Origin of the sequence: Microbacterium sp. NPDC089186, from assembly GCF_040685115.1 — a bacterium.
Classification (GTDB): Bacteria; Actinomycetota; Actinomycetes; order Actinomycetales; family Microbacteriaceae; genus Microbacterium; species Microbacterium galbum.
The window spans coordinates 23841-36485 of sequence record NZ_JBFBHJ010000001.1 but is presented as its reverse complement, the minus strand read 5'-3'; the positions used below and the strand labels follow the sequence as shown (position 1 = coordinate 36485).

Annotated in this window: 10 protein-coding genes; 2 read left to right on the top strand and 8 right to left on the bottom strand. The window is 72.7% G+C overall.

The window, feature by feature from the left end; all coding sequences use genetic code 11:
* Positions 1 to 2: 2 nt before the first annotated feature.
* The 3 genes from AB0N82_RS00145 to AB0N82_RS00135 are packed head-to-tail and all read right to left on the bottom strand — an operon-like array spanning position 3 to position 2252.
* Positions 3 to 971 carry a shikimate dehydrogenase gene (locus tag AB0N82_RS00145; RefSeq protein WP_363386701.1) on the bottom strand — a complete coding sequence of 323 codons (969 nt, stop codon included), beginning with the start codon at positions 969 to 971 and terminating at the stop codon, positions 3 to 5.
* Complete coding sequence (gene deoC, locus AB0N82_RS00140; RefSeq protein WP_363386698.1) at positions 968 to 1657, bottom strand: deoxyribose-phosphate aldolase; 690 nt, start codon at positions 1655 to 1657, stop codon at positions 968 to 970. The genes AB0N82_RS00145 and deoC overlap by 4 nt, the downstream gene beginning before the upstream one ends.
* On the bottom strand, positions 1650 to 2252 hold the full coding sequence (locus AB0N82_RS00135; RefSeq protein ID WP_315993460.1) for a glucose-6-phosphate isomerase family protein: 603 nt from the start codon (positions 2250 to 2252) through the stop codon (positions 1650 to 1652). The genes deoC and AB0N82_RS00135 overlap by 8 nt, the downstream gene beginning before the upstream one ends.
* Before the next feature lie 134 nt (positions 2253 to 2386).
* Here AB0N82_RS00135 and AB0N82_RS00130 point away from each other — a divergent pair, with 134 nt between their 5' ends.
* Complete coding sequence (locus AB0N82_RS00130; protein ID WP_363386693.1) at positions 2387 to 4840, top strand: glycoside hydrolase family 2 protein; 2454 nt, start codon at positions 2387 to 2389, stop codon at positions 4838 to 4840.
* Between the two features lie 54 nt (positions 4841 to 4894).
* Here the strand turns inward: AB0N82_RS00130 and AB0N82_RS00125 are convergent, their stop codons facing one another.
* Genes AB0N82_RS00125 through AB0N82_RS00115 form a run of 3 tightly spaced genes read right to left on the bottom strand, consistent with a single transcriptional unit; the run spans position 4895 to position 7676 of the window.
* Positions 4895 to 5824 carry an aryldialkylphosphatase gene (locus AB0N82_RS00125; RefSeq protein WP_363386690.1) on the bottom strand — a complete coding sequence of 310 codons (930 nt, stop codon included), beginning with the start codon at positions 5822 to 5824 and terminating at the stop codon, positions 4895 to 4897.
* Positions 5821 to 6777, bottom strand: a complete 957-nt coding sequence (locus tag AB0N82_RS00120; RefSeq protein WP_363386687.1) for an NAD(P)-dependent oxidoreductase — start codon at positions 6775 to 6777, stop codon at positions 5821 to 5823. The genes AB0N82_RS00125 and AB0N82_RS00120 overlap by 4 nt, the downstream gene beginning before the upstream one ends.
* Positions 6774 to 7676 (bottom strand): SIS domain-containing protein, encoded by a 903-nt coding sequence (locus AB0N82_RS00115; protein ID WP_315993456.1) that lies wholly within the window; start codon positions 7674 to 7676, stop codon positions 6774 to 6776. The genes AB0N82_RS00120 and AB0N82_RS00115 overlap by 4 nt, the downstream gene beginning before the upstream one ends.
* 74 nt (positions 7677 to 7750) lie before the next feature.
* Between AB0N82_RS00115 and AB0N82_RS00110 the strand changes: the two genes are divergently transcribed.
* The gene (locus AB0N82_RS00110) at positions 7751 to 8512 is read left to right on the top strand and encodes an SDR family oxidoreductase (RefSeq protein ID WP_315993455.1); all 762 of its coding nucleotides are present in this window, start codon (positions 7751 to 7753) and stop codon (positions 8510 to 8512) included.
* Between the two features lie 288 nt (positions 8513 to 8800).
* Here AB0N82_RS00110 and AB0N82_RS00105 read toward each other — a convergent pair whose 3' ends face one another.
* Entirely contained in the window at positions 8801 to 11308 is a 2508-nt protein-coding gene (locus tag AB0N82_RS00105; protein ID WP_363386683.1) for a family 78 glycoside hydrolase catalytic domain, read from the bottom strand.
* The gene (locus AB0N82_RS00100) at positions 11305 to 12615 is read right to left on the bottom strand and encodes a DUF3863 domain-containing protein (protein WP_363386680.1); all 1311 of its coding nucleotides are present in this window, start codon (positions 12613 to 12615) and stop codon (positions 11305 to 11307) included. The genes AB0N82_RS00105 and AB0N82_RS00100 overlap by 4 nt, the downstream gene beginning before the upstream one ends.
* Between the last annotated feature and the right edge of the window lie 30 nt (positions 12616 to 12645).

Genomic DNA, 12645 nt, shown 5'->3' with positions numbered 1-12645 from the left:
GGTCAGCGCGTGGCCAGGGCGAGGTCGCTCAGCCGGTCGAAAGCGGGCCCGGAGGTGGGGATGTCGATGTCGAACACCTCGGCGATGACCTGCGTCCATCCGTGCACGAAGTAGATCCACCCATCCTCCACGCGCAGGGCGCGGGCATCGGACTGCGCGCGAGCCTGGTCGAGGAACACCAGGTCCCCGCGGTAGTTGAGGTCCCACGCTACGCCGTCCTGCGGGAAGACCGCGTCATCGGGCAGAGGCGAGCCCGGGGCGTCCTTGCCGAGGCCCGTCGCGTTCACGACGAGCGACCGCGGCGCCAGGTCGGCCAGCACGCGGGCGTTGTCGGCGGGGGTGGGGGTCAGGTGGTACTCGAACCGGGTGTCGGTCGGCAGCGAGGCGTGGATCTCGCGCAGGTGGTCGAGGCGACCGGCCGAGCGGTTGGTGACGACGATGCGGGCCGGGCGATCGAGCCCGCGTTCGCGCTGCGACAGGTACCAGCTGATGGCGATGGTGGAGCCGCCCGCCCCCAGCAGCAGCGCGTCGGCCGGGCCGCCGGCCCAGAACCCGTCGGGCAGGAAGGCCTCGAGCGCGAGTCCGCTGGAGATGGGGTCCTTGGCGTGGCACACGAGCCGGCCGTCGCGCTTGGACAGGCAGCTCGTCTCGCCCATGAGCGAGGCGAACGGGTCGACCTCGTCGAACAGATCGCGGCACGCGGCGTACAGGTCGATCTTGTGCGTGGTCACCAGAGCGCCGAGGCTCAGCGGGTCCTCGGCGACGAAGCGCACGACGCGGCGGTAGTCCTCGGCGGGCGCGTGCAGCGGCAGGTCGATGCCCTGCAGCACGGCATCCGTCAGTCCGAGGTGCTCGGCCCACAGCGGGAAGACGTGCTGGATGGACGAGCGACCCGTGGTGACGCCGATGAAGTACAGCGTCGGCGCGGTCGCCGGACGCAGCGTCTCGGCGGTGAGGGTGGGAAAGGTCATGGCTTCTCCTTCGAGGCCGAGACGGCGATGAGGGCGGCGTCGGCGTTCATGCCGAAGCGGGTGACCCCGAGCCGGGCCATCTCGCGGACGGTGTCGATGTCGCGGATGCCGCCGGCCGCCTTCAGCGCGGCGCGGCCGGCTGCGCGCTCGGCGATCAGGCGGATGTGGGCGAGCGAGGTGGGCACGCCCGACCATCCGGTTCCCGTCTTGATCCACGGGATGCCGGCCGCCACGGCGGCGTCGACGCCGCGGCGGATGTCGTCGTCGTCGAGGCGCCCGACCTCGAGGATCGCGCGCAGCGGAACCCGGCCGTCGACGACCTCGGCGACCGCGGCGAGCTCGCGCTCCACGTATGCGCCGTCGCCGGAGCGCAGGCGCCCGATCGCGACGACGACGTCGAGCTCCTGTGCGCCGAGCTCGAGCAGTTCGGTCGCCTCGGCGACCTTGGTCGCGGTGGTCGCGCCGCCGCTGGGGAAGGCGACCGGCGAGCCGGCGAGCACGGCGCTCCCTTCGAGGCGGTCGCGGAGGTGGGGCAGCCAGTTCGGCAGCACGTGGGCGCTGACGAAGCCGCCCGCCACCGCGCGCCGCGCGAGCTCGTCGACGTCGTCGCGATCGTGCTGCGCCTGGACGCAGCTGATGTCGATGTGGCGGGCGAGGTCGCCCAGGACGGCGTCTGCGTCAGGCACGGTAGCCCCCGTGGTCGGGGTTGGCCCGGGTGGTCCACCCGGAGCCGTCGGCGACGACGAGCTGCTGCATCCCGCCGGCGTCGGAGATGAGCCCGTAGTCCTGACCGGCTTCGGTGGCGTAGGCGAAGAGGGTGACGAGGGTGTCGTCGCCGACGTTGACGCTGCGGTGCACCCATCCGCCGGGAACGTGCACGACGACCCCGGGGCCGATCGGCAGCGCGCGCGACTCGCCGTCGACGGACTCGAGCAGCATGACGCCCGATCCGGACAGGCCGTAGTACAGCTCGGCGAATTCGGACTGCGCGTGCAGGTGCCCGCGCGTCATCGCGAATTCGTCGCCGATGCGGCCGGGACGCAGCACGCTCAGCCCGATCGTCAGAGCGCCCCGCCCGGTCTCGGGCGTACTGCTCTCGACCCAGTACACGGGCTCGCCGGTATCGCGGCCGAGCGCTTCGACGAACGCGGCCCCGTCGCGGTAGACCCCGGCGAGGTCGCCGAGACGCTTCTCGTATCTCTCGGACCGTCCGTCGAGCAGCCCGCGGGCGGCATCCACCGACAGTCGGGCGGGTTCGGCCGGTCGTGCAGCGGCGCACATCAGTGGATCTCCTTCACGCGCGACCGCGACGGTCGCTGAGTAGTGAGACTACAAGAAAGGTGCACGAGGAGGCAATTCCCCGTCTCGGGACGCCAACATGGGGCTGCTACAGGTAGTTGTGCTACTTCTGGAGGATGAGCTTTTCCGCAATCACCGACGGGTGGATGCTCCACCACGCCGGCGGCGACGTCCCGGCGTCGTTCGCGGCGATCCCCGCGCATCCGATCCCCGCGACCGTGCCCGGCGTCGTGCACACCGACCTCCTCGCCGCCGGTCTCATCCCCGACCCGTACGTCGACGACAACGAGGCGCTGCTGGCGTGGATCGGGCACAACGCCTGGGCGTACGAGACGACCTTCACCTGGAGCCCGGACGGGGAGACGGTGCACGACCTCGTCGCGGAGGGCCTCGACACCGTCGCCCGCGTGACCCTGAACGGTGTGGAGATCGCCCGGACCCGCAATCAGCACCGCACGTACCGCTGGCGGGTCGACGGCATCCTGCGCGAGGGCGAGAACCGCTTGCGCGTGGAGTTCGCCTCGCCGATCGCGTACGCCCGCGAGCGCGAGGCCGTGCTCGGGGAACGTCCGCACTCGTACGAGCATCCCTTCAACGCGATCCGCAAGTCGGCGTGCAATTTCGGGTGGGACTGGGGCCCCGCGCTGGTGACGAGCGGGATCTGGCGCCTGATCGGCATCGACGCGTGGAGCGGATGCCGTCTGGCCGCCGTCCGCCCCCAGACCGGCGTCGGCGGCGACCCGCGCCGCCTGCGCGTCGAGGTCGAGGTGCAGCGCGAGGCCGCGGGCGAGGTGGCCGTGCGCGCCGAGGTCGCGGGGAGCGTCCTCGAGGCGGTCGTCGCGGCGGAGGCGACGAGCGCCGTGCTGGAGGCGGTGATCCCGGATGCCGAGCTGTGGTGGCCGCGCGGATACGGCGCGCCCGCGCTGTCGTCGCTCGTCGTCACGGCCGGGCCGGACCGCTGGGAGAAGCGCATCGGCTTCCGTGCCGTCGAGATCGACACGACCCCCGACGATGACGGCGCCCCGTTCGTCGTGCGGCTGAACGGCCGCGGCGTCTACGTGCGCGGGGCCAACTGGATCCCCGAGGACACCTTCTTCTCCCGCATCACCCGCGAACGGCTCGCCGAGCGGTTCCGCGACACGACCGACGCCGGCATGAACCTCCTGCGCGTCTGGGGCGGCGGCATCTACGAGTCCGACGACTTCTACGACCTCGCCGATGAGAACGGCATCCTCGTCTGGCAGGACTTCCTCCTCGCGTGCGCGGCGTACAGCGAGGACCCCGAGCTGTGGGACGAGTTCGCCGCCGAGGCACGCGACAACGTCACGCGCCTGGCCCCGCACGCGAGCCTCGTGGTGTGGAACGGGGGCAACGAGAACATCTGGGGCTGGGTGGACTGGAAGTGGCGGCCGCGGTTGCGCGGTGCCACGTGGGGCGAGGGGTACTACCAGGAGCTGTTCCCCGGGGTCGTCGCCGAGCTGGCGCCCACGACCCCCTACTCGCCCGGGAGTCCCTACGGGTTCAGCAGGTACGTGCACCCGAACGACCCCGCGCATGGCACCACGCACATCTGGGACGTGTGGAACCAGGTCGACTACGACGTCTACCGCGACTACCGCCCGCGCTTCGTGTCGGAGTTCGGATTCCAGGGCCCGCCGGCGTGGTCGACGCTCTTCTCGGTCGTGCACGACGAGCCCGCCGATCCCTACGGTCCCCTGATGCTCGTGCATCAGAAGGCCGTGGACGGCAACGGCAAGCTCGAACGCGGGCTCGGGTCCCACATCGCCGCGCCCCGCACGATCGACGACTGGCACTGGGCGACGCAGCTCAACCAGGCCCGCGCGGTGGCGTTCGGCATCGCGCACTTCCGGTCGCTGCACCCCCTCAATCAGGGGGCGATCGTCTGGCAGCTCAACGACTGCTGGCCGGTCATCTCGTGGGCGGCGGTCGACTCCCACGGCCAGCGGAAGCCGCTGTGGCACGCCCTGCGCGCCGTGTTCGCCGACCGGTTCGCATCGTTCCAGCCGCACGAGGAGGGTCTCGCGCTCGCGCTCCACGACGACCACGACGACGAGTGGACCGGGACCGTCGCACTGCGTCGCCTGACCCTCGACGGGGTCGAGAGGGCGCGCGTCGAACGACCCGTGCACGTCGCCGCCCGCTCGGCGGCACTCCTGGAGGTGCCCGAGGAGCTCCGCACCACCGAGGACGCCGCGCAGGAGGTGCTCGTCGCGGAGCTGCCGGGCGGCGGACGGGCGTTCTGGTTCTTCGCCGAGGACCCCGCCCTCGCTCTCGACCCCGAACCCGTGTCGGTATCGGTGCGGGCCGTCGACGGCGGCTACGAAGCGACCGCCGTTGCGCGCGCGGTCGCGAAGGACGTCACGTTGCTGGTCGACCGGGTGCACCCCGCGGCGCGCGTGGATCGCGCCCTCGTCACCCTGCTCCCGGGGGAGTCGGCCGTCTTCCGCATCGACGCCCCCGCGGGCCTCGACGCGGAGGCGTTCGGCCGCGCGCCCGTCCTGCGCTCGGCCAACGACCTCGTGCCCGTCGCACGGCCCGCGCTGCGTTGACGCCGTCCCCGGGCCGTGCTCCCCCCAACGGAGCGCGGCCCGGGTACGCGGTCGTCAGCGCCAGGCGAGCCAGGCCTGGGGATTGCGCCGGAGCACGGCGTCGGCGAGGTCGCCCCCGCCCTCGCGACGCAGGCGCGGCACGAAGCGCTCGCCGAGGTAGCGCAGACCCGGGATGCCGCCGTATGCGGCGTACCGCGTGCGGCGGGCGACGTCGCCGCCGAGGAGGATGCGGCGGGCGGCCCCGGCTTCCGCCGCTCGCACGAGGCAGTCGAGGATCACCGCGTCGGGGTGCTCCCGGGCGCGCGCGGGACCGTCGTAGCCGAGGTAGGCGCCCGTGGCCGCGAGCTCGGCGTGGAGCACGGGGTCGGGATTGCGGTCGATGTGGGCCAGGGCCACGCGGTCGGCCGCGACCCCCGCGGCATCGAGGGCCGCGAGGGCCTCGAACGCCGCCGTCCCGTGCTCGAGGTGCACCATGACGGGAGCGCCGGTCGCGGCGTGGGCGCGACCGACGGCCTCGATCGTGCGGGCGGAGTGCGCGTCGATGCGCCAGTAGCCGAGGCCCGCCTTCAGCACGCCGGCGCGCACCGCCGGGTCGCGCTCGCCGCCCGGCTCGGCCGCCCCCGCCACGAGATCGGCTTCGAACGCCGCGGCGAGGTCGTCGACCCCCGCGTCGAGGAGGGGGTTGTCGTCGCGGTAGTGCTCGCGGCGGTGCAGGCCGGTCGTCAGCACCACGGTCACCCCGGCTGCCCGGGCGATGCGCCGCGTGGCCGCCGGACGGCGCCCGAGGCCGAGGGGGGTGGCATCCACCATCGTCTCGAATCCGGATGCCGCGAACTGGCGCGTCTCCTCGAGGGCGGCGTCCTCGTCGTCGAGGTCGTCGCCGGGCAGGAGCGGCGACACCTGGAACAGGTGCTCGTGGTAGTCGACGCGCCCCAGGGTCTCGGGGGCGACGTCGCCCATCGCCGTCCGGACGAAGGGAGTCATGCGGGCACGGGGTGCGCGGGGGCCGCCCCGCGCAGCAGGGCCAGCATGTCGGCGACCGCCATGCGCCCCATCCCATCGACGCCCTCGCGCGTCTGGGCCCCGAGGTGCGCGGTCAGCACGACGCGGTCGGCGAGATCGTCGGCCAGCAGGGGCGACCCCGTCTCGCCCACATTCTCGGTCGCGAGGGTGTCGGCGGCGTACGCGATCACGCGTCCGCGACGCGTGGCGCGCGCCACGGCCTCCTCGTCGACGAGGTCGGCGCGCGCGGTGTTGACCAGCAGCACGGGGCGCTCGTCGGTCGCGAGCCAGCGCTCGTCGATCACCGTCTGCCCTCCGGGCGCGTGTAGTGTCACGACATCGCAGCGGCTCGCGAGTTCCGCCACATCGGTGCGCTGCACGCTCTCGAACAGGGGGTCGGACGGATCGACCCAGGGATCGGCACCGAGGACGGTGGCTCCGAACGCCCGAAGCCGTTCGATGACGAGGCGGCCGATGCGCCCGAGACCCACGACTCCCACCGTGAGTGCCGACAGCTCGCGCGCGGAACGGCCCGACCAGTCGCCCGCCCGCACCCGGCGGTCGGCGGCCGGGATGCCGCGCAGAGCGGTGAGCAGCAGGGCGAGGGTGTGCTCGGCCACGGCGGCGGAGTTCGCACCCGGCGTGTTCGTGACGGGGATGCCGCGCGCGGCGGCGGCGACCAGATCGACGTTGTCGACGCCCACGCCGTAGCGCGCGATGCCGCGCAGCCGCGGCGCGAGCTCGAGGTGCGCGGCCGTGACCGGGCCGGTTCCGGCGATCCACCCGTCCGCCTCGGCCAGCAGGGGGGCGAGCTCGTCGAGCCGGTGCGCGGAGCCGGCGCGGACGAGCCGGTACCCGGCGTCGGCGAGCGCCCCCGCGGCGTCGAACGCCCCCGAGCCGAACGAGCGCGAGGTCACCAGGACCGTGGCGGTCACGACGGGTCCTCGCCGGTGTCGTCGGACTGGCGCATCGCCGCCAGCTCGCTCTTCATGCGCCGCACGGCCGCGGTGTGCTCGGGGGAGCGGCGCAGGGCGACGCCCGTGGCGAGGATGTCGATGACGACGAGGCCGGCGAGGCGGCTCGTCGACGGCGTGTAGACGTCGGTGTCCTCGAACGTGCGCACGATCAGGGGGACGTCGGCCATCTCCGACAGGGGGCTCGTGCGCCCGGTGAGCGAGATGACGGTTCCGCCGGCCTTGTGCGCGGCGCGCGCGACGGTGAGGGTCTGCTCGGTGTGGCCCGTGTTCGAGATCGCCACGGTGACGCTGCGCGGGCCCGACATGGTGGCGGCGATGAACTGCTGGTGGAAGTCCTCGGGCGCCTGGCAGGGCACGCCGAACAGGGGGAACTTCTGCTGCGCGTCCTGAGCGATCACGCCGCTCGCGCCGAAGCCGACGAAGAGGATGTCGCTGGCATCCAGGATCGCAGCGATCGCCTTCTCGACGGCCGCCGGTGCGAGGGTGCGCCGGGCACGGTCGAGGCTCGAGATGGTGTGGTCGAAGATCTTCTCCGCCACATCGCCCGGGGAGTCGTCGGCGGTGATCGACGAGTGCGTCACCGGGAGACCGAGGGCGAGGGTCTGCGCCAGCTGGATCTTGAAGTCCTGGAACCCCTCGCACCCCACGGAGCTGCAGAAGCGCATGACCGTGGGCTCGCTCACTTCGGCGGCCTCGGCCAGACCCGCCATCGTGAACTGCGCGGCGCTGACGGGGTCGTCGAGGACGATCGCGGCGACCCTCTGCTCGGAACGGCGCAGGTGGGGCACTTGCCGGGTGATGCGCTCGAGGAGAGTGTCGGTGGACTCTTCGCTGGCCTGCTCGACGTCGAGGGTCATCGCGAGCTCCTTCCATGTAGTATGGCTACATCTTAGCGGACTCGCGCTCCATGGTGGAGTGCCGAAGGGGGACGATGATGTACCGGGAACGGCTGGAGCTGACGGATCGCGTCGCGGTGGTCACGGGAGGATCGCGGGGGATCGGCCTCGCGGTCGTGACCGCCCTCGTGGAGTTCGGTGCGCGCGTCGTGATCGCCGACGTCCTCGACGAGGCCGGGACGGAAGCGGCATCCTCCTTCCCCGACGGTCGGGTGTCGTACGTGCACCTCGATGTGACCGACCCCGCCGCCGTCGAAGCCGCCTTCGCGGACGTCGCGCAGCGCCTCGGGTCCGTCGACGTGCTGGTGACCTCGGCGGGGATCGCCAACCACCAGCCCTCCCTCGAGCTGGAGCGCGAGACCTGGGACCGCGTGCTCGCCGTCAACGCGACCGGAACCTTCTGGTGCGCCCGCGAGGCAGCCCGCCACATGCAGGATCGCGGCGGATCGATCGTCGCGATCGGCTCGATGTCGGGCGAGCTCGCGAACGCACCTCAGCGCCAGGCCGCGTACAACGCGTCGAAGGGCGCCGTGCACCTGGCGGTGAAGTCGCTGGCCATCGAGTTCGCCGAGCAGAACATCCGCGTCAACGCGGTCGCCCCCGGCTACGTCGGCACCGACCTGACCAAGCAGGGCGTCCCCGACGAGTGGTGGGACGACTGGGTGCGGCGCACGCCGATGGGGCGGCTCGGGGCCCCCGAGGAGATCGGATCGTTGGTGGCCTTCCTGGCATCCGATGCCGCGTCGTACATGACCGGTTCGGTGGTGATGATCGACGGCGGTTACTCCGCCTGGTGAGCCGTCGAGCGGCCCGCGCCGCCCGCGCGCCCACCCGCCCGCTGCCGATAAACGCTTCCTGTGTCGAGAAACGCTCGGAGAGACCGTTTCTCAGCACGGGGAGCGTTTATCGCTGTGGTGGACGGCGTTGTTCGGCGTGGGTGACGCCGCCGCCGCACTCCAGACCGCCACCGGAAGCGCGGCGACCGTCAGACCCGAGCCGGCGATCAGCCGCCCGACCGCGTGTTCCTGCGCGGATCGCGTTCGCGGCCGAACCGGGACCTCCTCGTCAGTCGGTTCGCCTCGCCCTCAGTCCAGCGCCACCCGCACCTCGTGCCTCCCGGCCTCGACCCGGCGGCGGAACCCCGGCAGCTCGATCTCGGCGCGGATGCCGATCGGCACCTCGCACGACAGCGTCACCTCGCCGCCCTCGACGCGCCACCGCACGCACAGCTCGCCGTACGGGGTCCGCACGGCAGCCGATGCCGACGACAGCGCGGTGCCGATCACGCGCGGGGCGATCCGCGCGTCGCGCCACCCCGGCGAGACCGCCTGCAGCCCGGCCACGTCCGCGTAGAACCAGTCCTCGATCGTGCCGAGGAAGTAGTGCCCGCGCGAGCGCGACTCCTCTTTCCAGTGCTCCCACAGCGAGGTCGCGCCGCGCTCGACCCAGAAACCCCAGCTGGGGAATGTCGCCTGCAGCGCCACGGCCACGGCGACGTCGGCGTGACCGAAACGCGTCAGCTGCGGGAGGAGGTGCTTCGTCGCGAGAGCCCCGGTCGACAGATGGTGTCCGCGCGCGACCACGTCGGCGGCGAGACGGTCGGCCGCGCGCTGTCGGTCGGCCGCGGGGAGGATGTCGAAGGCCAGGGCCAGCGCGGTGTGCGCCTGGCGGTATCCGGCGTCTCCTCGGCCGCGCAGCTCGGCGGTCTCGGCATCCCAGAATTCCGCGACGAACGCGGCGCGAGAGGCCGCGGCGGCCCGCTCCCACTCGCCCGGATCGTGGCCGAGCACACGCGCGATCGCAGCCGCGGTGTCGCACATCGCGATGACGAACGCCGTCGCCGCGACCCGGGTGTCCTCGGGGGCGTTGCCGCCGCCCGGATCGGTCTCAGGGCTCACCCAGTCGCCGAGGGTCGTGTCGAAGAGACCGTCGACGCCCCGCGCGAGCTCGAACCGCAGATAGTCGCGGGCGTCGGGCCACACGTCCGCGAGCACGCGCGCGTCGCCCCGCAACGCGTAGATGTCCCACGGCACGAGGAGCAGCGCGGAGTGCCACGCGGGCGCGGGCGTCCAGTCCATGCTCCACCCGCCGTGCGGGGCGATCACCTCGGGCGCACCCTCGCCGTGGCGGGATACCGCGATGTCGGCGACCCACTTCGCCAGCAGCTCGTGCGTGTCGAGGTTGAGCAGCATCATCCGGGCGCCGACCATGCCGTCGCCGGTCCACCCGTTCTTCTCGTACTTCGGCGTATCGGTGGGTATGCCGTGGAGGTTGTTGAGGATCGTCCGCACCGTGAGCTCGTGCAAGGTGTTCAGCATCGGCGACGACGTCTCGAAGCGGCCCGTGCGCGGGGCCTCCGTGTGCACGACGCGCGCGCGCAGGGCCGGGAGGCGGCGGGCGCGCACCTCGACGTGCTGGAACCCGTGCCACGTGAATCGCGGATGCCACCGCAGCGGCCGATCCGCCAGCGTCACGCGATCGGTCTGGAACCGCCCGTCGAAGTACCCCTTCTCGTCGTCGTAGTTGGGCGTGCCGTCGGCGCGGAGGCTCTCGCCGAAGCGGAGCTCGATCTCGGCACCGGGGTCCGCGGCGGCGTCCACCTCGACCCATCCCGCGATCACGCGGGGGAAGGAGACGACCCAGCGTCCCTCGTCGAGTTGACTCACCCGCGTCGGCTCGAGCAGCTCGCCCTCGATGATCGGCGGCTGCCGCTGGGGGATGGGGACTCCGCGCGGCCCCTCGACCTCGCGGGCCGCGGCCCACGCGCCGTCGTCGAACCCGGCGGTGCTCCACCCGGGTTGTTCGAGGCGGGCGTCGTAGTCCTCACCCGCGTAGAGGTCGTCGAAGCGCGTCGGGCCGGCGGCGGTCCTCCACGCGGCGTCGCTCACGATGACGCGCTCGCCGCGGGCGTCGCGCAGGACGAGCAGCAGGCGCGCGGAGGGATCGGCGTGCCAGGGCGCGGTCTCCCAATTCCACGTGTTGCGCCCGCGCATGCCGAAGAAGCCGCGGCCGAGCTCGACGCCGATCGCGTGACGACCGGGGGTCATCCGCGCGGTCACGTCGACCACCGTGTACTGCGCGCTCACCTCGTAGTCGGTGAAGCCGGGCCCGAGGACGCTCGCGTCGGGCACCGCACCGTCGATCTCGACGTGGGCGAGGCCCCCGGCCGCGACCACGAGGTACGCCTCGTCGGGGGCGGCATCCACCTCGAACTCGGTGCGCAGCAGCGGGGCGGCCGCGCCGTCGTCGGCGGCGCCGATGAAGGACGCACCGTGCCACCGGTCGTCGAGGACGGCGGTGACGAAGGTCCCCGTCGCGGCCGCGTCGCCGACCGTCGTGGTGACCACGAGGCTCCATTCGTACCGACGCAGCGACGCCAGCGGCGGGCCGTCGTAGACGACGTCGACGCTGCGGTCCGACGCGACGAGACCGCTCTGCCAGAGCGTTCTGCCGCCCGCCCGCACGCTCAGGCGATACGAGAGCTGCCGCACGCCGTCGGAGTCGGACCGCAGGCTCCACCCGAAGCGCGGCGAGGCCGGCGCGCCGACCGGGTCGACGGCGTGCTCGACGGTGAGGTCGGCGACCGCGATCACGCGGCGTCCCGCAGCGCGCGGAGTTCGGGAGCATCGCCCCAACGCCGGTCGAGGGCGGCGTCGACGTCGGGGTGCTGCGCGAGGAAGGCGGCCAGGGCCACGGGGCGATCCTGCGGCCGCGTCTGCTTCTGGTTGATCTCGCCCAGCAGGCTCCATCGACGGTCCCCGCGCTCCGCGGGCTCGGCGAAAGCGCCGGCGTAGGAGGTGAAGTCGAACACCTCGACCGCGTTGCCGACCTGGACGACGCCGAGGCGGAAGTCGGCGCACATGAACCACGTCACCGTCTCTCCCGCGCGCGACGCCTGGACGCCGCTGCCGCTCTGCTGCAGGAGGTAGGCGAGGTGCTCGTTGTCGGCGTGCCGGGCGCGCCACTCGTCGCCGAACCGGGCGATCGTCGTCACCTCGAGGTCGCTCCACCGCTCCCGAAGGCCCCCGAGCCAGCCCGCCCAGGCGTCGAGCGTCGTGGGATCGTGCTCGAGCCCGCGCGCGACCTCGCTGATCTCGTAGTTGACCGTCAGCCATCCGAGGCCGTTGCGCGCGACGTTGCGCTCGTTCAGGTGCGCCTCGCTCGTGGCATCCAGTTCTCTCAGCGCGTCCGCGCGCGGCAGGCGGTGCAGCGTCTCGATGGGGCCGAGCCCCAGCCGCGAGTTGTACTCGGACGACATGCCCGCGGTACGGGCGGCGACCAGGTCGACCGTCCAGCCGTCGAGCTGCACCGCGTCGATGCGGTCATCGCCGCGGCCGGGTACGAGGAAGTGGTTCCGGGAGGGGTAGTAGGGGTACGCGAGCGAGCCGTCGCCGTCCTGGAGGTCGATGTCGAACTGACTCCAGATGTTGCCCTGCACGGTGCGGATGCCGAGATCCCGGGCGCGGGAGATGTTCTCGGCGGCGAGGAACCCGGCGACGAGAGAAGTGGTGGCCCGGTCGAAGGACGCGTGCAGCAGGTCGACGGCATCCGAGATGTCTCGGGCCACCTCGTCGCGCGAGCCGTACAGATTCGCGAAGAAGCCGCCCGGGACGAAGGTGACGTCGTCGCCGTGCTCCGTCGCGATCCGCGCGAGGGTGCGCCGGATGTCGCGGTAGCGCGGCGAGTCGTCGGTCAGCGCTCCCCACGACAGGGCCCAGGTGAGCCGCGCGTCGGGCACCGCGCTGCGCACGGCGTCGGAGAAGCGCTCGACGAGGGCGGCGGAGTGCAGCGGCGTCTCGTCCTCCCACAGGGAGCGGTCGCGCGTCGCTTCGATCTGGTGACGCCGCACGATGGTGTTGATGGTCAGTCGGCGGCCGATCGGCGTCGAGGGGAAGTCCATGAGGCGACACCCTATTAGCCGGAGGCGGCG